The sequence below is a fragment of the Paenibacillus sp. FSL H7-0942 genome, assembly GCF_045040715.1.
Lineage (GTDB): Bacteria > Bacillota > Bacilli > Paenibacillales > Paenibacillaceae > Paenibacillus > Paenibacillus amylolyticus.
On the sequence record NZ_CP150279.1, the window covers coordinates 1,060,855 to 1,087,351 of the forward strand.

18 protein-coding genes are annotated in these 26,497 nt (G+C 47.9%); 11 read left to right on the forward strand and 7 right to left on the reverse strand.

Going from position 1 to position 26,497, the window contains the following annotated elements; genetic code table 11:
- Together MHI48_RS04795 and MHI48_RS04800 are read right to left on the reverse strand one after the other, a co-directional pair.
- Entirely contained in the window at positions 1 to 675 is a 675-nt protein-coding gene (locus MHI48_RS04795) for a response regulator transcription factor (protein ID WP_076253483.1), read from the reverse strand.
- A gap of 134 nt (positions 676 to 809) precedes the next feature.
- Entirely contained in the window at positions 810 to 1,673 is an 864-nt protein-coding gene (locus MHI48_RS04800; protein WP_076329797.1) for a helix-turn-helix transcriptional regulator, read from the reverse strand.
- A gap of 138 nt (positions 1,674 to 1,811) precedes the next feature.
- Between MHI48_RS04800 and fabF the strand changes: the two genes are divergently transcribed.
- Positions 1,812 to 3,050: a beta-ketoacyl-ACP synthase II gene (fabF, locus tag MHI48_RS04805; protein ID WP_076329796.1), complete on the forward strand. Its 1,239-nt coding sequence runs from the start codon at positions 1,812 to 1,814 to the stop codon at positions 3,048 to 3,050.
- A gap of 123 nt (positions 3,051 to 3,173) precedes the next feature.
- Here fabF and MHI48_RS04810 read toward each other — a convergent pair whose 3' ends face one another.
- Complete coding sequence (locus MHI48_RS04810; protein ID WP_405144585.1) at positions 3,174 to 4,403, reverse strand: nitrate/nitrite transporter; 1,230 nt, start codon at positions 4,401 to 4,403, stop codon at positions 3,174 to 3,176.
- 425 nt (positions 4,404 to 4,828) lie between these two features.
- Between MHI48_RS04810 and nirB the strand changes: the two genes are divergently transcribed.
- From nirB to MHI48_RS04850, 8 genes are all read left to right on the forward strand, one after another.
- Positions 4,829 to 6,943 (forward strand): nitrite reductase large subunit NirB, encoded by a 2,115-nt coding sequence (gene nirB, locus MHI48_RS04815; RefSeq protein WP_405143206.1) that lies wholly within the window; start codon positions 4,829 to 4,831, stop codon positions 6,941 to 6,943.
- Positions 6,944 to 6,964: 21 nt separating this feature from the next.
- Positions 6,965 to 9,097 (forward strand): molybdopterin oxidoreductase family protein, encoded by a 2,133-nt coding sequence (locus MHI48_RS04820; protein WP_076329820.1) that lies wholly within the window; start codon positions 6,965 to 6,967, stop codon positions 9,095 to 9,097.
- 343 nt (positions 9,098 to 9,440) lie between these two features.
- Entirely contained in the window at positions 9,441 to 9,860 is a 420-nt protein-coding gene (locus tag MHI48_RS04825) for a hypothetical protein (protein ID WP_076329794.1), read from the forward strand.
- A 24-nt stretch (positions 9,861 to 9,884) separates the two neighbouring features.
- Positions 9,885 to 14,855 carry a DUF4132 domain-containing protein gene (locus MHI48_RS04830; RefSeq protein WP_076329793.1) on the forward strand — a complete coding sequence of 1,657 codons (4,971 nt, stop codon included), beginning with the start codon at positions 9,885 to 9,887 and terminating at the stop codon, positions 14,853 to 14,855.
- A 662-nt stretch (positions 14,856 to 15,517) separates the two neighbouring features.
- On the forward strand, positions 15,518 to 18,229 hold the full coding sequence (locus MHI48_RS04835) for a beta-glucosidase (protein ID WP_076329792.1): 2,712 nt from the start codon (positions 15,518 to 15,520) through the stop codon (positions 18,227 to 18,229).
- 142 nt (positions 18,230 to 18,371) lie between these two features.
- On the forward strand, positions 18,372 to 19,943 hold the full coding sequence (locus tag MHI48_RS04840) for a glycoside hydrolase family 30 beta sandwich domain-containing protein (RefSeq protein WP_076329791.1): 1,572 nt from the start codon (positions 18,372 to 18,374) through the stop codon (positions 19,941 to 19,943).
- Between the two features lie 154 nt (positions 19,944 to 20,097).
- Positions 20,098 to 20,223 (forward strand): hypothetical protein, encoded by a 126-nt coding sequence (locus MHI48_RS04845; protein ID WP_282615757.1) that lies wholly within the window; start codon positions 20,098 to 20,100, stop codon positions 20,221 to 20,223.
- Positions 20,220 to 21,206, forward strand: a complete 987-nt coding sequence (locus tag MHI48_RS04850) for a WXG100 family type VII secretion target (RefSeq protein ID WP_036606168.1) — start codon at positions 20,220 to 20,222, stop codon at positions 21,204 to 21,206. The genes MHI48_RS04845 and MHI48_RS04850 overlap by 4 nt, the downstream gene beginning before the upstream one ends.
- Before the next feature lie 264 nt (positions 21,207 to 21,470).
- Here the strand turns inward: MHI48_RS04850 and MHI48_RS04855 are convergent, their stop codons facing one another.
- The 4 genes from MHI48_RS04855 to MHI48_RS04870 all read right to left on the reverse strand — a co-directional run bounded on the left by MHI48_RS04855 (position 21,471) and on the right by MHI48_RS04870 (position 24,194).
- Positions 21,471 to 22,259 carry a formate/nitrite transporter family protein gene (locus tag MHI48_RS04855; protein ID WP_036606169.1) on the reverse strand — a complete coding sequence of 263 codons (789 nt, stop codon included), beginning with the start codon at positions 22,257 to 22,259 and terminating at the stop codon, positions 21,471 to 21,473.
- A 75-nt stretch (positions 22,260 to 22,334) separates the two neighbouring features.
- On the reverse strand, positions 22,335 to 22,556 hold the full coding sequence (locus MHI48_RS04860) for a hypothetical protein (protein ID WP_143781521.1): 222 nt from the start codon (positions 22,554 to 22,556) through the stop codon (positions 22,335 to 22,337).
- Positions 22,557 to 22,592: 36 nt separating this feature from the next.
- Positions 22,593 to 22,811: a bacteriocin immunity protein gene (locus MHI48_RS04865; protein WP_083677597.1), complete on the reverse strand. Its 219-nt coding sequence runs from the start codon at positions 22,809 to 22,811 to the stop codon at positions 22,593 to 22,595.
- A 393-nt stretch (positions 22,812 to 23,204) separates the two neighbouring features.
- Complete coding sequence (locus MHI48_RS04870; protein ID WP_076329787.1) at positions 23,205 to 24,194, reverse strand: zinc-binding dehydrogenase; 990 nt, start codon at positions 24,192 to 24,194, stop codon at positions 23,205 to 23,207.
- Positions 24,195 to 24,375: 181 nt separating this feature from the next.
- On the opposite strand from MHI48_RS04870, the gene MHI48_RS04875 reads away from it, so the two are divergent.
- Complete coding sequence (locus MHI48_RS04875; protein ID WP_076329786.1) at positions 24,376 to 25,236, forward strand: LysR family transcriptional regulator; 861 nt, start codon at positions 24,376 to 24,378, stop codon at positions 25,234 to 25,236.
- Positions 25,237 to 25,289: 53 nt separating this feature from the next.
- Positions 25,290 to 26,390: a low specificity L-threonine aldolase gene (locus tag MHI48_RS04880; RefSeq protein WP_076329785.1), complete on the forward strand. Its 1,101-nt coding sequence runs from the start codon at positions 25,290 to 25,292 to the stop codon at positions 26,388 to 26,390.
- Positions 26,391 to 26,497: the final 107 nt, after the last annotated feature.

The following is a 26,497-nucleotide window of genomic DNA, read 5'->3' on the forward strand; positions in this document are numbered from 1 at the left end:
TTAAGGTGTGAACTTATATCCGACCCCCCAGATGGTTTGAATGTATTGGGGGTTTTTTGGATTGTCCTCAATTTTTTTGCGAAGCTTGGTAATGTGCACATCGATGGTGCGATCATTAATGTAGGCATCAATACCACGAATGGCTTCGATCAGGGCATACCGACTGTAGACTTTGCCAGGATTGAGAATAAACAGCTTCATGATCTCAAATTCGGAGAACGTCATCTCCACGCGCTGGTTATTTAACAGAACAGTTCTTCGGGCCAGATCGAGAGATATTCCGGATTCCTGTTCAGTGACAACAGAGCTGTTCAATATAGAGTAACGACGCAATACGGCCTCAATACGTGCCTTCAGCTCCTGCATGCTGAAAGGCTTACATACATAGTCATCAGCCCCGTCTGTTAATGATCGAATCCGCTCAGAAACCTCGGTTAAGGAAGAGATGACAATGATGGGGATTGCCGTATGTTGGCGCATGAGAGAACTAGGATTCTTATTACCCGAATCAGGGAGCATCAAGTCAAGAAGCAGGATATCAGGCCGCGCTTGAAGCTGTAGAAGACCATCTCTTGCGTTATCGACACGGATAACATCATACCCTTCACCTTGCAAATACAAGGATAATGTATCGCCTAACATGTTGTCGTCCTCTATGATAAGCACTTTCGTCATGATATTCCTTTCTGAACCCCCTTCTTGTAGAAGGACTAAGATCCATGGATTACTTAATATACCTGGTATTTAAAACATGCAACATGAGGATGTCGAGGCTCTAACATGACTCCGAGAAGGTGAGAGACTCCGATTTAATGCTTGCCGAGATGTGGATCAGCTTCACGCTCGATCAGGCGCATCAATTTACGCTCGGTAGCGCTCTCTGGCGCAGGGGTGTAGACACTGATACGCAGATCGGAACTACCCTGAACCTGCAACGAAGTCAGATCAAACAACATTTTGCCTGCTTTGGAATGCCTGAACTCGATTAATACGTCCGGGGCACTGCTGACGCTGCTTTGTTTCCAAAGGGTATGAAAATCGGGATGTCTGTTCATCATGTCATCCAAAAATAAATTATACCATTCATCATCAACATACTGGCCATAGTAAGCACGAAAAATCGCCAGAAATCCACTAACAAAATCCTCCCAGTTTACCGCGAGCCTGCGAAACTCCTTTCGATCAAATAACAGACTGATCATATTCCGTTGTTCGGGGGAAATCTGTTCAAAATCCATAAAAACATGCCGGGCTGCATCATTCCAGCCGACAATGTAACAACGCCGATCCGAGATCACGGTAGGACAGTGATAAAGCTCTTGCAAAATTTTCTGCAAAGAAGGGTGAAGTTGAACCGGTTCTTCTTCCAGTGTGGGCAGCTCCGTATGATGCTCCATGGCGAGCGAAAACAGATACTTTCGTTCATCCGCAGTAAGCCTCAGTGCTGAAGCAATGTTATCCAACACGGAATGGGATACCTGAATATCCCGACCTTGTTCAAGCCAGGTATACCATGTTGTACTCACTCCTGCCAGTTGGGAAACTTCTTCTCTTCTCAGCCCAGGTGTTCTTCTCCGACTTCCAGTGGGTAAACCGACCGATTCGGGAGAAATTTTGGAACGCTGTGTTTTCAGAAAAGTGGACAATGCCTGTAACCTGACATCGTAGTTCAATCCATCACCTTCAATCCTCGTTATCATGGTAGTCATTATACTATTATAATTGACAACTTGTAATAGGATATTCAAAAGTGCACTATTAGTGGCAGAGCGTAAGAGTAAGGTAGACAACAGCGCTGAAGGAGGATGGACATGGAACGAGTCGTGATTACAGGTATGGGAGTCATCTCTCCTTTGGGAAATGATGTACATACATTCTGGAATGGATTAATTGAGGGTAGATCAGGTGTATCACCTATAGAACATTTTGATACAGCTTCGTACAAAACCAGAATCGCAGGAGTGGTCCGTGATTTTGATGGTGAAGAGCGTTTTGGACGCAAGGAAGCAAGACGTATGGATCGATTCGTTCAATTTGCTGTTGCTGCTGCGGATCAGGCTGTATCACAATCGGGTCTTGTGATGGATGAACTGGACCGTGAACGGGTAGGTGTATATATTGGTTCAGGCATAGGTGGCATCCAGACATTGATGGAACAAGGCAAGGTCCTGTCAGATCGGGGACCTGCTCGAGTCAGCCCAACACTGGTACCTATGATGATATCCAATATGGCGGCAGCTATGGTCAGTATGAGGTTTGGTTGCTGGGGGCCGACATTGTCGCCAGTAACAGCTTGTTCCATTGGCAATACAGCCATTGGAGAGGCTTTTCGATTAATTCGTCATGGCGGAGCCGATGTCATTATTGCTGGAGGAACAGAAGCGGCTGTAACCGAAGTGTCACTGGCAAGCTTCGGTAATGCGACAGCGTTGTCTACACGAAATGAAGCGTTCCAAGCAGCCAGCCGTCCATTTGATGCAGGGAGAGACGGTTTTGTCATGGCGGAGGGTGCTGGAATTCTGGTTGTGGAATCACTGTCTCATGCTTTAGCAAGAGGGGCGAATATTCTTGCCGAAGTGATAGGATATGGTGCCAGTTCAGATGCGTATCATATGGTAGCTACCCATCCGGAAGGACGGGGTGCATATCTGGCGATGAAAGCATCACTGAAAGAAGCTCAGATTGGGCCTGAGGACATTGATGTAATTAACGCTCATGCCACCAGTACGGAGGCAGGTGATCTGTCTGAGACAAGAGCGATTAAGCAACTTTTCGGGACAGGTGCCTATGATATTCCGGTCACAGCGAATAAGTCCATGACGGGACATATGCTTGGTGCAGCAGGTGGTGCGGAGGCGATATCACTTATTCAAAGTCTGCGGCATGGCATCATTCCTCCAACCATCAATCAGGAGCAGAGGGACCCCGAATGTGATCTGGATTATGTGCCAAACGAGGCAAGAAAAGCGGATTTGCGGATTGGGATGTCTAATTCCTTTGGTTTTGGCGGTCATAATGCGGTTATAGTTCTTCAAAAGTATTCATCTTAAGCAAAAAAGCAGCTTTAAGCATAAAGAACAGCGTAGCCCCATCGGGCTGCGCTGTTCTTTGCTTACTTCGACTTCGGGATCATCCACATACACCGTACCATTGGTTAACGGCCGAGTGGTTGCTCAGGAAGAAAGGGATGTCGATTCCGTCATGCCTTTGTTACCTCGGCTCAACCAGCTCACACGCCAGCGGGATTGCATGAAGAGAACCAGGAACAGGGAAGCTGCTGCAATCAGGCTAAGAATGACAAAACCTGGTGTATAGGATTGATAGCTGCTATACAGTTGACCGAGAATCAGCGGCAGTGCATACCCGCCCAATCCGCCAGCGGCACCCACAATACCTGTCATCAGGCCAATTTCATTGCCGAAACGTTGGGGAACCAGTTGGAACACGGAGCCATTTCCGGCTCCCAGACACATCATACCGAGGAACAACATGACTACTACCACAGGAAGCGGTGGCATGAAGGATACTCCGATTAACATGATGCAGGCTCCTGTGTACAGGAATGTTAGCATGCGGGTTCCACCAATTTTGTCCGCCAGATAACCCCCTACAGGCCGGAAGAAACTGCCTGCGATTACACAGAAGGTGGTAATGTCAGCGGCACGAACTGGAGAGAGCCCATACTGGGTGTTGAAGAAGATGGTGAGATAGTTACATAATCCAACGAAACCACCAAAGGTTACACAATAGAAGGCACAGAATACCCAAGCATCTTTTTGTTTAAGCAGACTTCCATATTGGGCCAATTTCTTGGGTTCAGGCCGGTTAGGACTATTCTTGGCAAAGATAGAAAAGAGGATGAATACAATAACAATCGGTATAATAGCAAGTCCGAACACAACTTCCCAGCTGCCAAAATGCGTAGCCAAGCGATTGGCAAACAACGTCGCGAGTACGGTTCCGCTGTTACCCGCCCCGGCAATACCCATGGCCAGACCCTGATGCTCCTTGCCATACCATTGGCCTACCAGAGGTAGCGCAGCAGCAAAGGAGGCGCCTGCGACACCAAGCAAGAGTGCCACCACGTACAGTTGGCTTAAAGAGTCGACCCATAACCAGCCGAGTAACAAAGGAACTAAGGTGACGAGCATCCCGATCTGTGCGGTCAGTTTCGGACCAATATAATCAGACATGAAGCCAAGCACAAGCCGCAGGATGGAGCCGCCGAGAATAGGCAATGCGACCAGATTGGCCTTTTCCAGCGGAGTCATCGGATAGTCCAATGCTATGACAACTGCGAGTGGACCAAGCATCCCCCATATCATAAAACTGATGTCAAAATACATAAACGCCCCGAAGAGGGTGGGCTTATGCCCGCTTTTCCAAAAACTTTTGCTCTCCATCATCCATCATCGCTCCTCATCCAATTGAGATCTTCGTGATTTGTCTATGTGCTTGTTGAGGCAGAAAAAGGCCGCAATTCGTCCAGATCTGAACGATTTGCGGCCCCGTTGCCGACAGGCGGTACACGTCATTGTGTTCCCGCATCTGAGTTGATCACAGCACTGTGATTTTGATTCAAATTATAATCAAGAGAAAATATATATGTCAACATAAATTACATGAAATTTTGAATATTTCGTTTTTTAATCGTTATTCGCATTTTTAATGTTAATTTAGTTGACATTAGATTCGGATTCCCTTAATCTGAATCTAATATGAATCTACACAAAGGCGTGTGGATTCCGGAGGCAACGGTGCCCTTTTCCGAATCATGGAGAAGGGATTTTTCTGTTTATTTTCAGGTGAGAGAGATAGGGGGCAGCCCATGAGTAGAAGCAAACTGGTGATTATCGGGAATGGCATGGCAGGAGTGAAGTGTGTCGAAGAGATTATCGCACTGGAGCCTGATACGTATGAGATTGTAATCTACGGCAATGAACCCCGTCCCAACTACAATCGGATCATGTTATCAAAAGTATTGCAGGGTGAGCATTCGTTACAGGATATCATTATCAATGATTGGACTTGGTACGCCGAGCATCATATACGGCTATGTACAGGTGAAACGGTACACCGCATTGATACCCGTGGAAAATATATAGAGACGGAATCCGGACTAAAAGAAACCTATGATGTCCTGATTCTGGCGACAGGGTCATCACCTTTTATCCCACCGATTCCGGGGATTGATAAAGAGCGGGTCATGTCCTTCCGAACGATTGATGATTGTACGCGCATGTCTGAATATTCGAAGACATATCGTAAGGCCGCCGTCATTGGTGGCGGATTGCTTGGGCTGGAGGCTGCGCGCGGGTTGCTGCATCTGGGCATGGAAGCTGTGGTGGTCCATAACGCACCTTACATTATGAACCGACAGTTGGATGAGAAGGCTGCCGCGATGCTTCAGGAGGAACTTGAAGGGCAGGGAATGTCCTTTCTTTTGGCCAAAAATACGCAGAAAATTACCGGGCGATCGCAGGCCCAGGGCCTTCAGTTCACAGATGGTTCCAAGCTTGAAGCACAGGTTGTCATTGTCGCTGTAGGAATTCGGCCAAATGTGGACCTGGCCAGACGAAGTGGAATCGCCACCAATCGGGCAATTATGGTAGATGACTATATGCGCACCAGTGTACCGGGTATTTACGCAGTTGGGGAATGTGCTGAACATCGGGGAATCAGTTATGGTCTGGTGGCCCCCTTATACGAGCAGGGGAAGGTGCTCGCACGTACGCTCTGTGGACAGGAAACGCCTGAATACAAAGGATCTATTCCATATTCACAGCTGAAGGTATCGGGGGTTGATGTTTTCTCGGCGGGTGAGATCAGCGGCGAAGGCATGCAGACCGCAATTCAACATCTGGATGGCATTCATGGCACATATAAAAAAGTACTGATGCAGGCTGGCAAAGTGCGTGGAGCCATTTTATTTGGAGATACAACCGAAGGAACGGCATTGCTTGGACTTGTGCAACGAGGCGCAGATGTAGCGGAATTGGCTCCGCGTGAAGGCGCCCCAGACCCTGCTGAGATAGCTGCTGCGGCATTATCGGCTCAGGAGAATGTCTGTGCCTGCAACAATGTGACCAAGGCTGCCATTATGAAAGCTATTCAGGAACAGGGTCTCGAGACGGCAGATCAGGTGAAGGAGCAGACCAAGGCGTCAGGTTCATGCGGTGGCTGTCGCCCGATGGTGGCTGCTCTGTTGAAACATACGCATAACCTGAAAAATAACGGGGGTACTGGCGTGGTAGCCACACCAGATAAACCTGCTCCAATGCCTGTTTGCAGTTGTACGGATCTTGGGCATGCAGAGTTGAAGGGAATACTGGCTGACATCAATGTTCTGGAGACAGGGCTACCAGACATATCTTTGATCTTGCAGAAGCTGGGTTGGGGTTCGGAGCTTGGTTGCTCGGTATGTCGTCCCGTAATTCATTATTACTTACAGGTATCCGGTGGAACGATGGTTGTTCGAGAGCTGGAAGGTCACTCAGAGATTCAGGTACGCTGGGATGATCAGATCCCGCTTTCATCCTATGCAAGAGATGCCAGGGGGCTGGCTGCACAGCTTCGTGCGAGTTGGATCGGCGCAGCAATGCCGTCGCCCGTGAATGTAGGAGTCGCACCAGGGCCGGGATCATTGGTGAGCGCACTGGTGCAGGATATCGGCTTGTTGGCTTCACCAGCTGGGTGGGAGATCTACGCAGGCGGTCATGCAGAGCATCCGGTCAAACAAGGTGGCTTGATTGGGGTGGCTGAAACAGAGGTGCAAGCGGCCACACTCGCATCAGCCTGTCTTCAATGGTATCGCCAAACCGCTTGGTATGATGAGCCGTTATGGGCATGGACGGAACGATTGGGATTCATGTCGATTCGGGAAACGCTGCTGGATGACCAGTTACAGAAGGAACTTGCAGCTACACTTCAAGCTGATATATAGATGAAAGGCGGGGATGGAAAGATGGGATTATCCGTGAGTTCAGAACCAACAGCCTCCAAGCTGTATGTAAAGGAAACCCAGTGTCCGTATTGCAGTGTGCAGTGCAAGATGACTGTTGAAGAACTGGCTGCACCTGTTGCAGGCCAGCGTCGTGGTGAGTATACGGTTCAGGGTGTTCCGAATGAAGCCTCTCAGGGCAGGTTGTGTGTGAAGGGCATGAATGCTCATCAACATGCGCTCAGTGGTCAACGATTAATGCATCCGCTCATTCGTCGTAATGGCGAGCTTGAACCCTGTTCCTGGAAGGAGGCCATTCAGACCATCGCAGAGCGGTTTCAGGACTTGAAAGATTCATACGGAGCAGATACGGTCGGAGTCTACGGAGGCGGATCTTTGACCAATGAGACAGCCTACCTGCTCGGAAAATTTGCCCGGGTTGCATTGGGGACAAAGTATATCGACTATAATGGACGGTTCTGCATGTCAGCTGCGGCTTCAGCTGGCAGTAAAGTGTTTGGGATGGACCGTGGATTGACGTTCCGTCTGTCCGATATTCCCAAGGCAGGTTGTATAGTACTCGCAGGTACCAATATTGCAGAATGCCAACCTACCCTTCTTCCATACTTCAATCAAGCCAAGGAGAACGGGGCGTTCATTATCGTTATTGATCCACGCAAGACGGCAACCGCTGCCATTGCCGACCTTCATTTGCAGGTGAAGCCTGGCATGGATGCTCTGCTGGCGGATAGCATGTTGAAGGTGATTATGGATGCCGGATTGATAGATCCTCACTTTATTGGTGAACGAACGCATGGTTACGATCAATTGATACAAGGGTTGGCTGATCTGCAACTCGAACAGGCGGCACAAGCGTGCGGGGTTGATCTGGGGCTGATTCGTCAGGCGGCGATGGCATACGGTGAGGCAGAGACAGGCATGATCATGACAGCACGTGGTGTGGAGCAGCAGACGGATGGACATATGGCAGTGAGACACTTTTTGAACCTGGTGCTGGCAACTGGCAAAATTGGCAGAGAAGGCTGCGGATATGGTGCCATCACAGGTCAAGGAAATGGTCAAGGCGGACGGGAGCATGGGCAAAAGGCTGACCAGCTGCCGGGCTATCGCTCCATTGAAAATGAAGCCGATCGTGCCTATGTGGCATCGGTCTGGGGCGTGGACCCTGCAAGTTTACCGGGTAAAGGGGTCTCGGCCTATGAGATGATGGAAAAGGTTCATGATCAGGAGATTCGGGCATTGCTTGTGATGGGCTCCAACCCGGTCGTATCCAACCCCAATGTGCGTTTGGTGGAAGAAGGTCTGCGCAAGCTGGACTTTCTGATCGTGGCAGACATGTTTCTGTCCGAGACAGCGCGAATGGCTGATCTGGTTCTGCCGGTTACATCTTATATGGAGAATGAAGGTACATTGACCAATCTGGAGGGGCGTGTTCTGCTTCGTGAACAGGGGCGGCCTGCGCCGGGAGAAACGCTCGATGATTGGGATATAATATGCCGGATTGCCGCGCAATTGGGTAAAGCTTCTTATTTTGAATATGACACTGCTGAGGATATCTTTAATGAGCTTCGGGTGGCGAGTCGTGGCGGAGTGGCTGATTACTATGGCATTACCTATGAGCGTTTGCGTAACGAGAAAGGGGTATACTGGCCGTGTTCTGCCCTCGAAGATCAGGGAGAAGGACTGCTGTTCGGTGAACGATTCGCTCACCCGGACGGCAAAGCGACATTCACATTTGAATCCAGCCCGGGCTGGAATGATATATCTTCGGAGTTCCCCTTAATTCTCACCAATGGGCGTGTGTTGCCTCATTATCTTACAGGGGTGCAGACACATCGAAGTCCGGCATTGGCAGCTCGTGAATTGGAGAACTTTGTTGAACTTCACCCGGCTACGGCTGCCCGTTATCGTATTCACGATGGAGAGTGGATTGAGATTCAATCGACGTACGGAAGCTTCACGGTTCGTTCGCGCATCAAAGATTCGATTCGGGAGGATACCTTGTTCGTTCCGATGCATTGGGGCGGCATTCAGAATGTGAATCGGGCCACCAGACCAGAGCTGGATCCGTTCTGCCGGATGCCTGGGTTCAAGACAGCAGCTGTAACCATTCGACCTTTGCGCTTGGTAAGATGATTCATAGAGGTTTCAATTTATTAAAGGTTCTCAGGCGTCATAAACTGTTCTAATGGTAGCTTAGCGGCTGCGCAGTCCATATTTATATGAGACTGTGCGGCTTTTTTTGCGTATATGTACGCAAGTAGGCCATAGTTCCGTGGTTCCACGTAAACATGAGGATTGGCTCATGAATATGGATTGAATTTTAGTTATGATGTTCATTAGGGGTACATATGTACGTATTTTATATTTTATTTAGAGACAGATAGTCATTTCGAGTTTAGGTTATTCTGCATCGTGGTATAGATATCGGGGCTTATGGAAGCTTCTTCAAATAGAGCAGGACAAGGGAGGGAATGCGGTGAACGTATGGATAACGGTAAAAAGTCTGGGCAAGCGCAAGCCGGTACTTGCCAAGCAAGCTGCCGAACTTCCGGAAACAACTCATACGTTAAGGCAGCTCATTGAGAACATGGTGGCTGTACAAGTAAAAGCGCATCAGGACAAGAAACAACAGGCAGAATTGTTCGCCTACCTGATGCCGGATGATATTGACGCGCAAGGAGCGGTGGGGAAAGTCGGGTTTGGCGCAGTATACAATGAGGGTGTTCCTGATCTGGAAGTTGCGATGGAGACAGCTATAACCGCATATGAGGATGGGTTGTACAAAGTGTTTCTCAACGATGAAGAATTGCAGGAACTGGATGAGTCACTTGTTGTAAAAGACGGAGATAACGTGGTGTTTATTCGTTTTACAATGCTAGCCGGACGTCTGTGGTAGAGAACGATGAAGGAGGAGAACAGGATGAATCAGGAAGAGCAAGTACAGGTGTATATGGATGGATTGCAGGAAAGAGCCAAGTCGTTAACAGGGGTACAGCTTGAGCTGGCAGGCTATGTTGTGGAGATCGCCGGGTCTACGTATTTACGTGGAGACGAAAAGATGTTTTTGAATACTGATAAGTTGCTTGGAAGGTTGGCTGCAGAAACACAGAAACCATTATTCGAGCCACTACTGGATGTGCTCCAGCATCTGGCGAGCGAGTCATTGGTTGCACGATTCCGTTATATCGCAGAGCGTGCGACTTGTTTCCCATACAGTAACAACTATGAACGCCGCCCTTTCCGCACATCCGATCCGGAGCAGCATGTAGAACAAGTCATCCGTAAACTGATGGGATTGTTCCGAATGGAAATGAAAAATTTCTCCCTGGAAGAATATGTGTCACTTCGTGAGTACAAGCTGGATTATCTGCATGAGATCCGTTGGGTTCTGGCGGATTGTATCGCTTATGAACTGGATCATCAGGGCGGAGATATGAAGCAGGCACTGCACGATATTATCTATGGTGACAATCAGACGGCGCTGTTAACCCATGAAATGATCAAAGGTATATTCATGAGCGATCAGGCGGATGCCTATCAGATGGTGGGTGAGTTGCTCGTTGCAGCAAGGTTGCAGGAAGGGCTGCGCCAAAGCATTGTGGAGCGGATGGATGAAGGGACACTGGAAGCCTATATTTACATATTAAAAATCATTATCGACAACAACCTGATTCGTTTCAGTTCCGTGGTAAGAGCGCTTGCCGTATGGACGGGGATCGGTATAGAAGCAGCCAACCAACGTGTTGCGGCGCAGTTGATTGAACAGGCCTATCAGGCGCTTGTGCAACCAGAAGTACGCGAGGCCTGGCAGCAGGAAGCTAACGCCAACAAACTCTTTATCAGTCTTTGGGCGACAGCGGTCATTGAAGAGAATGAATTGAAGAGCAAGATAATCGAGATTATGGATCAAGGTCAGTTATATCAGAAGATTGTTGCTCAATATGTACTGGCTAACAGCCAGAACAGGGAGCTTCGTTTGGACATTGCACGTCGTTATCTGGAGGCGCAGGATACCGAGTTGATGCACTGGATTGTGACCAACTATGATGCGATGTATATGTACAACTGGAGTTTTGAGAATGGAGAGAATCAGCGTAGCGTCTACGTGTGGCCATTGCCTGCTCTTGGAGATAAGGCCTTGCGGCGTCAGGACTTTGATCGGTTCAAACAGATGCTGGCTGCCATTCCAAAAGGCGGGTCAGGTGGACCATCGGGTGTACTTGAGTATGTTCACTACCGGATTGATACGGATGATGTAGTCAAGAAAATGTTATATTTGGCCGCTTATGATATGGACCCGGAATGGATCGGGGAGGTCATCGCAATCAAGGACCGATTAAGCCCGGAACTGCGCGGAGAACTGTTGTCCCAGTTTGTTCTGCATCCCGATAATGAGGTGCAAAGACAGTTTGTGTTTGAGAGTTTATCTGATAAAAGCATCAGTAATCGGGAGAGTGCACTCGCCAAAGCGAAGCTGCTCACGTTGACGGTTGATGAGATGAAACAGATGGAGGCGTTGATGAAGCTCAAAACAGGCTCACTTCGTCAGAAGGTCATTCATGTATTGTTACTGCAACCCGTGGACCAATTGGAGGTCTCGCTGAAGCGACTTTTGCAGGCCAAGAGTGAACTGCAGCGCTTGGGTGCGCTAGAATTATTGACCGAGATTGCGGCAGATCCAGAGCGGATAGATCAGCAGGATCAATTGCAGCCATTGGCGCAGCTGATTGAGACACCCACTGCCAAGGAACAGAAACTGTTGGATAAGCTGACCGATCAGGGCAGTCGTTACACAGCCTCTAATGGATTTGGTTTATTTGATCCGAAGCGACGTGAGCCATTGCTGGATGAGAAGCGTGATCTCAAGGGCCATAATCCGAAGGATATCTTTACACTCTCTCTGGATAAGACCAGACCATTTCTGGAGGGACTTAGTGAATTAGTGCATGAACACAGGGATTATGAGTATCAAGTGGAATACTACGCTGGCTATAAAGACACATTGTTAGTCGGAGCGAGTCTTCGCTCCAAGGTTCCATATGGAGAGCGGAATGAAATGAAGCAGATGGAACAGTTCCCACTTCATGACGTATGGGAGAACTATATTCAACATGCCGAGTTCAACAGTGTGGAACTGATGCAGCTATACATGGCTATACAGCTCGGGGAGTTCAATGGCAATTTGAGCGACCATTACAGTTATTTCCGTGAGCAGTATGACTATGACGAATTGCAGAAGATTCCGTTATTGGAAGGCTGGCGCAAGTCGTTTGCCGAACGGATCTATCCTCTGGATGACATCGAAAAGCTGCAGCAGATGCTGGATTCGTTAACATATAAGGATCAGGTAGTGGCACTGATATCGGCGGCATTTCAGGATAGCGATCCGATCGACACGTTTGAAATAGCTGAGAAAACCTGGGCCTCCATCATCGCAAGTATGCCTGCTGATCGACTCGAAAAAGAGTCAGGCATGCTTCATATTCTGACTGGACCTTGGAATTATGTAGTTCGCGGCAAAATCCATGACGATAACAGCTTCAAACGTTTCTTCCAGACAGCTTACCAGTTCACCAGTCTTGTAGAGAGTAGTCAACCGCTGTCTTTACTGTCACTTGAAGATTTCCTGCGTGCGTACCAGTTGAACCTGATTGATGATCAAGAGATATATCGACAGGTGCTGGTCGGTGGGAATCGTCAGTTGTTTATTCGGGACTTAACATCCACTCGTACAGAAATGATCGCGAGTGATCCGAAGCTTGTTCAATTGCGAGATGCGGTGGTCGATCGCATTCTGGAGATTGAGCTGACCCGGGGAGAACTCTCTACAGAAGTAAGCACACTTGCCATGAAACTGGATCGAATTGAAGGCATGGAACACTGGGTACATCTGGTCTCGGCGATGGATCAGGATACATTTGTCCGTGGATATATCTATAGTTATGGGGACAACACAACACGTAAAGAGACGTTTAGCTATCTAATTCAGAATTGTCATCCACGAGATGGAGAAGATGAGAAGCGTCTTGGGGAATTGCTCCAGAAGTATCCGGTGAATGAGAAGAAATTGCTGGAAGCAGCCATGTACGCCCCGCAGTGGATGGAGATTGTAGCGAAACATCTGGGATGGGAAGGTCTACGCAGTGCGGCCTGGTACTTCCATGCTCATATTAATGAACGCTTTACTGCGGAGAAAGAAACCATCGTGGCCCACTATTCTCCAATCTCACCACAGGACTTTAATGAAGGTGCGTTTGATATCGCTTGGTTTGAAGAAGCCTATGCTGCTGTCGGGGAGGAACGGTTCAATCTGTTATACGATTGTGCCAAGTACATTTCCGGGGGATCCAACCACCGCAGATCCCAATTGTTCGCAGATGCTGCACTAGGCAAGCTTCGACTGGACGATATGCGTGAGTCCGTGTCAGACAAGCGAAACAAGGATCACTTGTTAACCTACAGTTTGATTCCATTCGCTGTAAATCGCGAACAGGATCTGCGTGAGCGATACGACTTCATTCAGAAGTTTCTGATGCAGAGCAAACAATTCGGTGCGCAACGCCGTGCCAGTGAAGGTGTGGCATCGCAGATTGCACTGGGCAATCTTGCTCGTAATGCAGGTTATGCCGATGTTACGCGGCTGATGTGGGACATGGAAGCACGTAAGTTGGATGAGATGAAATCCTTTTTTGAACCTCATGCATTGGATGCTGATACGACAGCGCAATTGGTCATCGATGAGGAAGGTCAACCCGAGATGGTTATCGTTAGTAAAGGTAAGACACTCAAATCTGTACCTGCCCGGTTCAAAAAAGATGGATATATCGCTGAACTGAAAGAGCTGAAATCGGATCTGGTGGATCAGTATCGCCGGGCACGACAGGAGCTGGAACGTTCGATGACTGCTGGAACGTCCTTTAAACGTGAGGAAATTGCGAGTCTGATGCAAAATCCGGTTATACAACCGCTGGTAAGAACACTTGTCTTCCAGTCAGGTGACAAGACGGGAAGATTCGATGTATCGTCCAGTGGTTTGGTTGCTCCAGGGCCGGAGGATACGATCCATGCACTAGCGGAACAGGATCAACTGTTGATTGCTCATCCGCTTCATCTGTATCAGAGCGGAAGCTGGAGTGAATTCCAGCGGGATCTGTTCACCCGTCAGGAGCGTCAGCCGTTCAAGCAGGTATTCCGTGAGCTATATCTTCCTAACGAGGACGAATTGGCTAATGGTACGGTGTCCCGCCGATATGCCGGGTATCAGATTCAACCGAAAAAAGCAGTAGCTCTGCTTAAAGGACGCCAATGGACTGTCAGTTATGAGGAAGGTCTGCAGAAGGTAAGTTATGAGCACAATCTGATCGCGAATCTCTATGCCATGGCAGATTGGTTCTCACCAGCAGATACCGAAGCACCTACCTTGGAGACGGTTCAGTTCTACGATCGCAAGAGTTACAAACCTGTAGCGTTGCAAGATGTGCCGCTGACGTTCTTCTCCGAAGTCATGCGTGATATCGATCTTGTGGTCAGTGTTGCACATGTGGGAGGCGTAGATCCGGAGGCCAGCCTGACAACAATCGAGATGCGTCATGTCATTGTGAATGAGTCGTTGCGTCTGCTGAAGATCGACAATGTACGTCTGGACGGGAATTACGCACGAATTGATGGTGAATTGGGTGAGTATGCTGTTCATCTGGGAAGTGGTAATGTGTTCAAACAAGCCACTGGTGCACTTCATATCGTACCGGTGCACAGTCAGCATCGGGGTCGAATCTTCCTGCCATTCCTCGATGAAGATCCGAGAACAGCTGAGATTCTGTCCAAGGTGATGTTGCTCGCTGAAGATAAAAAGATCAAGGACCCGCAGATTCTTGCACAGTTACAGAACTAGAAGTGAACAAACTAGAAGTGAACCGCCTTGTGGGGCGGTTTTTTATTTGTTGCTCCGATTTTCAATGTAACTCGGAATCTCAATATAATGAGTGTAGAACAAGAATCAGGGGTGACAAGTGAACAATATGGAGAAATCCAAACATAAAGGCAACTGAGGAACCTGTTAAAAGGGACCTCAGTTGCCTTTATATTTTTGGATATTTCAATGGGCCGGATTGGTTCCGGTTTCAAATAGTCTTAGGACCCAGATCGTCTAATCATATTCCTTAATCTGATAATTAATTACATTAATTGGTTGATCGGGAGTGGGTCGAACCGACTGTTTTTAAAAGTAAAGAATTTGTTCGAAAGTAGTTACGGAAATGTAAATAATTCGTTTTCTTGTTTTGTTATCTGAATTGTTAACATGGTGATTCCAAAGAACTAGGCTTGTTCTAATCAGTCATTTACCAAATTTAAGGGGATGTAATTCATGATCATGTCGGCTATCGTTAGGAAGCGAAATCTGCTGACTTGCTTGCAGGCTGCAGTTTCAGAAGCCATGTGCAGGACGACCTGAATGCTTGAAAGACTGGGATCAAGCCAGTTCGCATTCCCTTGTATACATGTATTCAATATGTGCACAAGAAAAATGATCAAGAGAGAAGGAGAACTTACAACATGAACAGAAGACTCAATCTGATTTTCCTCAAACGATGGTTTATGTTATTAATCATCGTGGCGGTTGCGGCTATGCCGCTGCACGCCTTCGCCGCGGAGGCGGATTCTGGGGCCAATCGGCCTTGGATGAACACATCTCTATCAGCGGAAGAACGCACCGAGCTGTTGCTCAAGGAGATGACGCTGGAGGAGAAAGTTGGATTCGTAACTGGTAAAGTCAATAACTATTATGGTTTCTATAATGATGGATTGGAGCGCCTCGGCATTCCGGCATTACAGATGGCAGATGGACCCGCAGGAGTACGTGTGGCTAACCCGGATGTGCAGGACAAAAAGTCCACGGCATTGCCTGCCCCCATCGCGCTTGCCGCTTCCTGGGATACCAATCTGGCCAAGAAATATGGCGATCTGATCGGTCAGGAAGCACATGATACAACACATAATGTAGTGCTCGGACCTGGGCTGGATATTGCACGTACACCATGGGGTTCCCGGAACTTCGAATCTCTCGGGGAAGATCCGCTACTGGCTTCCGGCATGGGTGCAGCGTATGTGAACGGGATTCAAAGTAATCCAGTTATCGCTACAGCGAAACACTATATCCTGAACAACCAGGAGACGGAACGTTTCACGACCAATGCAACAGCCAGCGAACGTGCCATTCAGGAAGTCTATGCACGTCCGTTCCAGGCGATGGTTGAAAAAGCGGATCTTGGTTCAGCAATGTGTTCATTTAACCAGGTGAACGGTACATATGCTTGTGAGAACAAGGAGATGCTGACCAATGTCCTTCGGGATCAGTTTGGCTTCGAAGGGTTTGTCATGAGTGACTACGGTGCAAACTTCAGCACAGCCAAGTCCGCCAATGCGGGTCTGGATCTGGAGACACCGGGAGAGCCTTACGGCAAATGGGGAGACAAATTGCTGGAAGCCGTGAACAATGGCGAAGTCAGCGAGCAAACCATTGATGAGAAGGTTAGACGCATTTTGCTTCAAATGTTCGATAAAGGGCTGTTCGATAACCCTGTAACGAATACACAAATCAATGCCAAGAAAGACGGCAAACAGGCACGTGAAATTGCAGAAGAGAGCATGGTTCTTTTGCAAAACAACGATAATGTGCTACCGCTGTCCAAGAAAAACGTGAAATCCATCGCTGTCATCGGTCCGGATGCAGATAACGCATCTGCTGCTGGTGGAGGTAGCAGTCTGGTTAATCCGACGTATACCGTAAGTCCACTTCAAGGCATTCGTAACCGTGCCGGTAACGGTGTGGATGTAAAATATGCTGCCGGAACCGATCCTATCTCCGCAGGGGATGCATTTAATGGACCATCCGCCGTACCTTCTACTCTTTTATCACCAGCGGATGCTCAGGAAAGTGAAAGAGACTATGGTACAGATCGTGCGGAATACGGTCTGCGTGCTGAATACTGGACGAATAAAGATATGGAGGGTAATCCTTCTTTGGTCCGTACAGATCATCAGGTCAACATGAATCTTGGATTCTACAACTATGAAGGTTTTAACGCACAGTCTTCCAAGCTTCCAGTGACACCTACGAAATTCAATGCCAAAATGTCTGCTCGTTGGACAGGGGCGATCACAGCACCTCAAACGGGTGAATATAAACTGTCCCTGACCAGTCTAGGTTCTGCGAAACTGTATGTGGATGATAAGTTACTCGTAGACAATCAAGGTGAAACATTGAGTACAACGAAGAAAGAAATCACATTCAAAGAAGGCGAGTCCCACAATATTCGAATTGAGTATCGTACGGATTTCCCGGTACAGACTAATCATGATATGGGTGCACAGGTTCGTTTTGGCTGGGAAGCTCCAGACGACGCTGTGGATATTAAAATGCAAAAAGCAGTTGAGCTGGCGAAAAAATCCGATGTTGCCGTCGTGGTAACTCGTACGTATGACAGTGAAGGTTACGTCGACCGTTCCGACCTGGAGTTGCCGAATAACCAGGAGCAGCTGATCCGCAAGGTAGCAGCAGCCAACCCCAAAACGATCGTGGTGCAAATGAGTGGTCGCGCTGTTGAAATGGATTCCTGGCAAAAAGAAGTGCCATCCATCGTTCAGGCTTGGTATGCAGGTCAGGAACAAGGTAATGCAGTGGCACGTGTGCTGTTTGGTGATGTGAATCCATCCGGTAAGTTGCCGGTGACGTTCCCATCAGATGATTCCCAGACCCCGGTATCCACTGCGGAACAATTCCCGGGTGTGAACGGGGTGGGCAACTATTCCGAGGGTATCTTTGTAGGGTATAAAGGATATGACAAAGAAGGCATGACACCGGCGTTTGCTTTTGGACACGGACTGTCGTATACCGAATTTAATTATCGTAATCTGCATGTGAAAAACACAGGTAAAGGCGATAAGGAAACTGTAGAAGTATCCCTGAATCTGCGCAATACCGGTAAAGTTGCCGGTGCAGAAGTTGTACAGGTCTATGTTGGCAATCTGCCAACTAAAGTTGAAACGCCAGAGAAGCAGCTTGCTGGTTGGGCGAAGATAGATCTGAAGGCAGGCAAGCAGCAACGGGTCAACATTCAACTGGATCGCAGCGCATTGTCCTACTGGGATGAAACATCCCATGAATGGGTAATGCCTAAGGGTAAAGTCCAAGTGTATGTTGGCAGTGCATCGGATGATATCCGTCTGACAGGCAGTGTGAATATCGGAAGCAAGTCCGGTAAATAAAAGTTCAATAATGGAGATTGGAAGGTTGTTCTCCCAGTGAAGTTATTTCGTTAAATGCAGTTTGTTCTACTTCATATAGATTAGGAAAATGAGTCGTGGCCTAGTGGCCGCGGCTTTTTCCACAATGGAAGGAGAGTGAAGCATGATAAACATAGGTTGGCGAGAATATCTCAAACGATGGATGATCCTGTTGATCGCTGCTGTTTGTTTTGTCGGTATAGGAATCTGGCTTATCTTCAACCGAAGTGAACAACCCGCTCCGCCACCGGTTGTGGACAAACAGAGAACGGCCGAAGTTTGGTTAACCACGGGAGATCAGCAAAATCTGCTTGCACGACAGAAGCCCATTCCAATTACCGATCACCATGATGCAGACACAAGTTCTTCAGTTTCTTCAACGCAGGAGCCAGACATTTCTTCGTCGGCGTTCACCATACAGATTGACCCGGACAAGGCGTATCAGACCATGGATGGTTTTGGCGCAGCGATGACGGGTTCATCGGCACATCTGATCAACGAGCTCCCAGAGGAACAACAAGAGCGACTGCTGAAAGAACTGTTTACAACAGAAGGGCTGAACATGGATATGGTGCGTCATACGATTGGTGCCTCCGATTATTCGGTAGATGAATCAGGTGTAGCTTCGAGTTATACCTATGATGATATCGAGTCTGGCAAGGACTATGACATGGAATCCTTTTCGATCGAAAAGGATCAGGAAGTTGTGAATATGCTGGAGCGTGTAGCTAGTCTTAAATCGGATCTTAAAGTATTTGGCACACCGTGGACGGCCCCAGCTTGGATGAAATATGGAGAAAAGACCACTAACGGCTGGTATCTGGATTACAACGATCCCCAGGTGTATGAAGCGTACGCGAGATATTTTGTGAAATATATCAAAGCTTATCAGACAAAGGGCATTCCCATCTACGGGATCACGTTGCAAAATGAACCGGAGTTCACCTCGGACAAATATCCGAGTATGAGTATGGGAGCTGAAGAACAAGCGATGTTCATTCAGGATTATCTCGGCCCGGCGCTACAGGATGCGGGACTGGACACGCGAATCATTGCGTATGATCATAACTGGGATCAGGCGGTTGAATATACCGACAAGGTGCTTGGTGATGAGCAGGCTGCTGCTTATATCGATGGATCTGCTTTCCACTGTTATGCAGGTGATCCATCTGCCATGTCGGAAGTGCATGAGCGCTTCCCGGACAAAAATATCTATTTTACCGAATGTAGTGGTGGGGAGTGGAGTCCTGATTTTGGCGAGAATCTGAGCTGGCAGATGTCCAATCTCATTATTGGTGCACCTCGCAACTGGGCGAAGAATGTGCTGTTCTGGAACATCGTACTCGATCCGCAAGGTGGACCCACGAACGGTGGCTGTGAGAACTGTCGTGGGGTTGTGACGATTGACCCCGACAGTGACGAAATCACCAGAAATGTGGAGTATTATGCGTTAGGCCACATCAGCCGTTATGTACGTCCGGGAGCTGTGAGAGTTGATTCCACGCAAGAACAGGGCAAGATAGAGAACGTAACCTTCCGCAATCCGGATGGAACGATGGTGCTGGTTGCAGTTAACACGGGTGAGGCAGAAGTTTCCTTTGATGTAGTCATGAGCGGAGATTCGTTTCGATATATACTGCCTTCCCAATCGGCAGCAACCTTCCGTTGGAAGCCAAAAACGGAGGTAGAACGTTGACTCAAGCTTGGAAATTATGGGTACAGATTGAATGATGGACATGGTAAAATAAACGTAGAGTTATTTCAAATTTAATGTATTAAACAAGTCCGATCCCAGGATCGGGCTTTTACATAACCTTTTACTTTTAATAGAAAAGGAGCATACGTCGGACATGTTAGTCGTTGAATATCGGGAACAGGATCATGACAAGTTGGTCGAGATCTGGGAGAGTTCTGTTCGGGCAACACATTGGTTAACCACGGGATATAATGACCACGAAGAGGAGTGTGCAGGATGACACAGATCAAGGTGACACCGGAACAACTGGAGACGGTCAGTGGGCAGTTCGCTCAGGCACATCAGCAATTATCGGGATTCATGTCCACATTGGACGGTAAGATGAGTGTCATGCGCAGCAACTGGGATGGCATGGAGCGTGAGCGTTTTTATAACGATTATTCAACGGCTCAAGGCACGATGAAATCTGTTCTGGAACTGGTTCTGTCCATTCAGTCGGAGCTTAAGAAGATTGCCGAGCGTTTCCGCACGACAGATGAAGAGGCAGTGAGCCAGGCAATCATGACGGCGCTGACTGCAGCGCGGGCGCTATCAACCATGGGCAAAAATAAAGGTGATGATCTGGACAAAACGCCAGGTCCACCAAAGAACATGGATGAATGGGATGAGAAGGATGCCGAGAAATACCAGAACTATGAGGAAATGCTGAAGAAAGCCAAAGAGATGGGTGACGAAGAACTTGCGCAGCAGATTCAGGCCAGCATGAACATCATTCGGCTTCAGTATGAAGATGTAATCTATCAGACTGACCCCAATACGGGCAAGACGGTGAAAATTACCGAGGATTCCATCGTAGGTACGTATCAGGTGAAAAGCGACAAGGGCGAAACAACCACCATCAGTCTGGATAAACAGGGCAATGTGGTGGACTATAGCAAGGATACGGAAAAGTATAGGTATTCGGAGCAAACGCACACGACCAGTCAAGGCGAGCATCTCTTTGGCAAAGCAGCACAAACCGCTACAGCCTACGGGATTGGTCTGCTGCTCACAAGCAAGACGGGCTCTGCCTTTACAGAACATGCCACTGGACTTGGTTCTTCCTTCGTTGCGGACAAGTTCCTGTTCTCTGTGCCGGAAGAAGGCGAGACACGTACGATGATCTACCGTACCAATAAGGACACGGGCAAAATCGAGAATATGATCGTGGTCACGCGCGGCGACAACGATATTGAATATACTCCGTGGCGGGAGTACTTCTAAGCCACGGATGGGGTTGGCAAGCGGGCAACACAGGGCTACCTGATTGCGGCCTGCTTGCCGACCCACCGCATGGAGCCATGTGGTTGTGTATCACATGGCTATGCGTGTGGAGGGCAGGCGGCTTATCCGTGAGCCTGCCCATAGAGAAACACCCCGGCAACCTTTTCCCTGAGATGGGAAGGGTGCCGGGGTGTTTTGGGTTTTTCTTACCGATTCGCCACGGTCGAAGGACCGGGCCGGAAGGAGGGCTTTTTTTGCCAGAGATTAATGCGTCTCTTCATCCAGAAACGGTTTGTTCACCGCATAATACATGAAGCCCATCAGCAGCACACCACCCACCAGATTACCCAAGGTCACGGGAACCAGGTTGTGAATCACACCTTCAATTGAGATCGTCCCCGGATGGTTCAGCACGAGTGCAATCGCGAACGTACACATATTGGCGATGCTGTGCTCGTATCCCGAGATGAAGAAGCAGAACACAAAGAGCATCATGGCAAACATTTTGGCTCCATTCTCCTTCATGAACATCGGGACAAAGAACGCCATACATACAAGCCAGTTACACAGAATTCCGCGGAAAAAGAGTTGCATGGTTGGAACTTCCATCTTATGCTCCACCACGCTTAACAGAAAACCATTCACCTGAGACGAATCGAACAATCCGGTCAGGTAAATTAACAAGGCAAACACGGCTGCGCCCATCAGGTTACCGCTATAACTCGCAATCCACAGCTTGATCACTTCGAACCAGCGCAGTTTCTTGCGCAGCGCCGCATACGTGTAATAAAACGTATTGCCCGTGAACAGGTCACCCCCGCCATAGGCGATCAAAATGATGGCCGCCCCAAACGTAATTGCCGCCATCGGATAGGTAAACGGGGACTGCTCCATATAAAAGAAGTTACCTGTCTTAAACGCCACGATGACGCCGAATCCGATAAACATACTGGCCAGCATGGAGCGTGCGAGGTACCTGATTAAACTTTGTTTGTAAATCTTGTGTTTCTTCAGAGCTAGTTGTTCCACGTTGCGTAAAGCTTCCGTTTCCATAATTCTCCTCCAATAGCATGGTGTCTTGCTTACCATTATAACGAAATTATGGAAATTGGGGAGGGTGAACTTGGTTTATTGATTATTACTTCGTTGTTTCGAATGCAGTACCCGTATTGCAGAAGAGCCAAAATCAGGATCGGATTGAAGCGATTCTAACGCGGATGCTGCACCATTAACTTGTTGATGTGCAACAAGAATAGCAAAGGCCGCTCCTCTGACTAATATGTTTTCTTCTCCACTGTTTTCGTTAAAATCAGGGTGTTCATTGTTGTTATTATGATTCATATCAGACATGTCAGACATATCCTACCGTTCACCTCACGAAGAATATTATGGCTTGGGCGGGAGAATGATCGGACGGGAAGCCAAGGCTTCTTCCACAATCTGTTCAGGCGTCAGGTCTCGATCATCCCAGAAAATCAGATTACTGATCTCTGCATGTGGAACCTGTTGCTGTAGCTCCGTTAACATGTCATCCAACTCGGCTTCCGTTCCTTCGGCATCCATCAATTTGCGGACCAATTCGACCAAATGTAATCGATTGTCCATATCGATACCTCCTGAATGATTCATAGTGTGAAAAAACTAGTCTTTCATGGGTTGATTCAATGGATCATATATAATGAGCGCCGGAAAAAAATTGGGCTCAAGCATCAGACTAATGCGTTGTTCGTCTTGATCAGTATAAGAAATGATATAGTTTCCGAAATGAGACTCGTAGATGAAGTCTTGGAATTGAAAGGAATGTTCGGGATACTTTATCTTCACATATAACGTAGTAACTCCTCGGGCTAAGGTTTCTTTTAACATAGGAATTTGGGCCACAATGATAATAGTAATAAGAACAATTAGTATACGTTTAGCGAGACGGGTCAGATGGATTCACCCCATTATCGTAAATCAATTTTCAACAATTCATGAAGGCCCATCTCAAAATAGATATCACTCCATAAGGATAGCCAGATTACCAAACTGCTCGCCTTTTTCCATACGTTCGAATGCTTTTACTATGTCTTGCAATGGATATACGCCATCAATTACAGGATGTATGTCATGTTGCTCCACCCATTGCAACATCTGGATAAACTCCTCACGGCTGCCCATAGAGGTGCCGATCAGACTGATCTGCGGGAAGAAGATAGAGCGAATCAGTAGGGTCAGATCATCCCCCGAGCTTGCACCATACATCACGATACGTCCACCTGGTCTGATTATATCAAAATATTTTGGGAACATGGCTTGTCCGATGCTATCCAAGATGATGTCCACAGGTTCCAGATCGTTCTGCGTACTCCAATCGGCATGACTATCCAATGCATGGGTAGCACCCAAGCGCAGTGCCTCATTTCTTTTGGCTTCACTTCTGGAGGTGACGGTCACCTTGGCACCTGCCGCAACCGCCATGAGCAGGGCATAGGTTGCTACACCACCGCCAATACCGGGAATGAGCACATGTTCACCTTTCTTCAATACACCGCGAGTGAATAAGGCGCGATAGGCCGTCAGGGCTGAAAGGGACAGCACACCTGCTTCCTCCCAGGATAGGTGGGCTGGCTTAGGCAGGGCATTTTCAGCAGGCAACGTTATATATTGAGCCAGTGTTCCATCCATAGGGCCACCAACAATATCGGGTACGGTGGGCACTTCAGATGCATGTTCCCAACCGAGCGTAGGATGGATAATGACTTCATCTCCTATCGCGAACCCTCTTACGCTTTCGCCAATCGCTACGATAATACCTGCTCCATCGGAACCGGGAACGAGTGGGATGTCCTGAGGGCCGCGTCCTGCCATGATGAATAGATCCCGATGATTGATACCAGCGGATTTTAATTGAATCTGCACTTCCCCGGCTTCTGGTGCCCGAGAGATTGACTCTGTATATTGAAGACCTGCAAGGCCGCTCTGGGCCGAATGGACAATAGCTTTCATGTTCAATATTCCTCCTGTCTGTGTAGCTAGATTTCACTACTGAGCCTCATTGTACAGACGGAGCAGATTCACGTAAAATGAACAAAAATGATTGTCAGTATCATTAAAAATAATAGATAAGCACTTTGCATGAATCGGATGATGCAGAATGCCGATATAACGACGAGCAGGTGATCAGAGTATGGATGCAGGTGATTTGAAAATATTTCAGGCGGTTGCCCGCGAAGGTAGTATCAGTAAAGCTGCGCTCTCACTTAATTATGTGCAGTCCAATGTAACAGCACGGATTAAACAGTTGGAGACCCAACTGCAAGTACCGCTATTTCATCGTTCCAATCGGGGGATGTCGCTTACACCAGCAGGCGAGAACCTGCTTGGGTATGCGGATAGAATATTAGAATTATTATATGAAGCAGAGCAGGCCACGCAAGTGGGTAACCCACCAGCTGGCATGCTTCGTCTAGGTGCCATAGAGACAGCAGCTTCTACTTTTCTGACGCCGCTCTTGGCTGAATATACTTCATGTTACCCGGAAGTAAAACATTCGCTTGTCACGGGTGGGACCCATGAACTGAACCAGAAGGTCATCCAACATGAATTGCATGGAGCCTTAATATATGGCCCGATTGATCATCCTGAGCTGAATTATATGAAGATGTATGACGAGGAATTGGTGTTGATCGCTGAACCTGGAGTACATGAGATGTACACGTTATTGTCCAGGCCGATGTTGTTTTTTGAGATCGGATGCACTCATCGCACTCAGGCGGAATCCTTTTTGAACGATCAGGGTATCCACACGCTTAACATCATGGAATATGGAACACTGGACACGATTCTGAATGGTGTATCTGCCGGGCTCGGCGTATCATTGCTGCCACGTTCTTCGGTTACCAAAGCAGAATTAAGAGGTGAGATCGCGGTGATGTCTTTGCCTGATCCCTATTGTCGGTTGGAAGTAGGATTTGTGTATTCCCGTGGTGAACATATATCTAGTGCACTCAGCGCTTTGGTTGAGATTATTACAGAACCAGACCTATAAGAGGTTGTTCAAAAGTCCGTTTATGAACATGCACTATAAAGGAGTGAGTGATCTTGAAAGAAACTGCGTTAACGTTGGGTGATGCATTTAATCAGGCAGACTTTATTGTAGGTGGTCATGGCAGTCGCCAAGTGAAGGTACTTCAGAACGTACTGGACCAGATCGATGGGGAGTTGTTCAGTGACCACTACGGGAACGGCCCACTCATTGAAGAATTTCAGCAACAGATGGCTGACGTTCTTGGCAAGGAATCGGCGGTATTTTTTCCAAGTGGAACGATGGCGCAGCAGATTGCATTACGGATCTGGTGTGACCGCAAAGATGTAAAACGAGTAGCTTACCACCCTCTGTGTCATCTTGAAATCCATGAGGAAGACGGACTGAAAGAGTTGCATCAGATTGAATCAATTTTACTTGCGGACAAGGATCGTTTGATTCGTTTGGAAGATGTACAAGCGCTTGATCAGGACATTGCCTGTCTGCTGTTGGAACTGCCACAACGTGAGATTGGTGGGCAATTACCGGCGTATGAAGAACTGGAAGCGATCTCGGCCTATTGCCGTGAACGCGGGATTAAGCTACATCTGGACGGGGCACGCCTGTTTGAGATTACTCCCTATTATCAGAAAACGCCTGCGGAGATTTGCAGTTTGTTTGATACGGTGTATGTATCCTTTTATAAAGGCATTGGAGGTATTGCGGGGGCTATATTGGCGGGTGATCCGGATGTGATGCAAGAATCGAAAGTATGGAAACGTCGGCACGGCGGAGATCTAATCGGCCTGTATCCGTATATTTTGAGTTCTCAGTATTATTTCAATGAACGGATTGGCAAAATGGAGTTGTATTACGAGCAGGCTCAAGAACTCGCCTTCTTACTGAATGCGTGTCACGGGATACAAACGTTGCCCGAGGTACCTGTATCAAATATGTTCCATGTGCACTTTGCGCTCGCTGCTGCCGAAGTTGAACCAATTCTTGTGCAAATGGCTCAGCAGTATGGCATAGGATTGACTTCATATCTGAACAAAACAAGTGGGAACAGCTGTGCCTTTGAATTGTCTACGGGTGATCGTTATGAGAAAGTTCCTCAGGACAAGCTGCATGCAGCACTGGAATGGCTGGATCAAGAGTTGCGTAAACAGGTGAGATAAGAAGTTGATTTTAATGCTCGACTCTTGTTTGGGTAAGGTGTTGCGCTTCAAGGAGAACTATTGAATTCACAACGGCTGATCAGTGGGGAAAGGTAACTAAAAGGGGG

What these genes read in the sequence shown, in the direction of transcription:
- MHI48_RS04795 (WP_076253483.1), bottom strand. Translation starts at nt 675, where the DNA reads ATGACGAAAGTGCTTATCATAGAGGACGACAACATGTTAGGCGATACA.
- MHI48_RS04860 (WP_143781521.1), bottom strand. Translation starts at nt 22,556, where the DNA reads ATGTCTGATATGAATCATAATAACAACAATGAACACCCTGATTTTAAC.
- MHI48_RS04835 (WP_076329792.1), top strand. Translation starts at nt 15,518, where the DNA reads ATGAACAGAAGACTCAATCTGATTTTCCTCAAACGATGGTTTATGTTA.
- MHI48_RS04855 (WP_036606169.1), bottom strand. Translation starts at nt 22,259, where the DNA reads ATGGAAACGGAAGCTTTACGCAACGTGGAACAACTAGCTCTGAAGAAA.
- MHI48_RS04830 (WP_076329793.1), top strand. Translation starts at nt 9,885, where the DNA reads ATGAATCAGGAAGAGCAAGTACAGGTGTATATGGATGGATTGCAGGAA.
- MHI48_RS04850 (WP_036606168.1), top strand. Translation starts at nt 20,220, where the DNA reads ATGACACAGATCAAGGTGACACCGGAACAACTGGAGACGGTCAGTGGG.
- MHI48_RS04820 (WP_076329820.1), top strand. Translation starts at nt 6,965, where the DNA reads ATGGGATTATCCGTGAGTTCAGAACCAACAGCCTCCAAGCTGTATGTA.
- MHI48_RS04810 (WP_405144585.1), bottom strand. Translation starts at nt 4,403, where the DNA reads ATGGAGAGCAAAAGTTTTTGGAAAAGCGGGCATAAGCCCACCCTCTTC.
- MHI48_RS04875 (WP_076329786.1), top strand. Translation starts at nt 24,376, where the DNA reads ATGGATGCAGGTGATTTGAAAATATTTCAGGCGGTTGCCCGCGAAGGT.
- fabF (WP_076329796.1), top strand. Translation starts at nt 1,812, where the DNA reads ATGGAACGAGTCGTGATTACAGGTATGGGAGTCATCTCTCCTTTGGGA.
- MHI48_RS04845 (WP_282615757.1), top strand. Translation starts at nt 20,098, where the DNA reads ATGTTAGTCGTTGAATATCGGGAACAGGATCATGACAAGTTGGTCGAG.
- nirB (WP_405143206.1), top strand. Translation starts at nt 4,829, where the DNA reads ATGAGTAGAAGCAAACTGGTGATTATCGGGAATGGCATGGCAGGAGTG.
- MHI48_RS04865 (WP_083677597.1), bottom strand. Translation starts at nt 22,811, where the DNA reads ATGGACAATCGATTACATTTGGTCGAATTGGTCCGCAAATTGATGGAT.
- MHI48_RS04840 (WP_076329791.1), top strand. Translation starts at nt 18,372, where the DNA reads ATGATAAACATAGGTTGGCGAGAATATCTCAAACGATGGATGATCCTG.
- MHI48_RS04870 (WP_076329787.1), bottom strand. Translation starts at nt 24,194, where the DNA reads ATGAAAGCTATTGTCCATTCGGCCCAGAGCGGCCTTGCAGGTCTTCAA.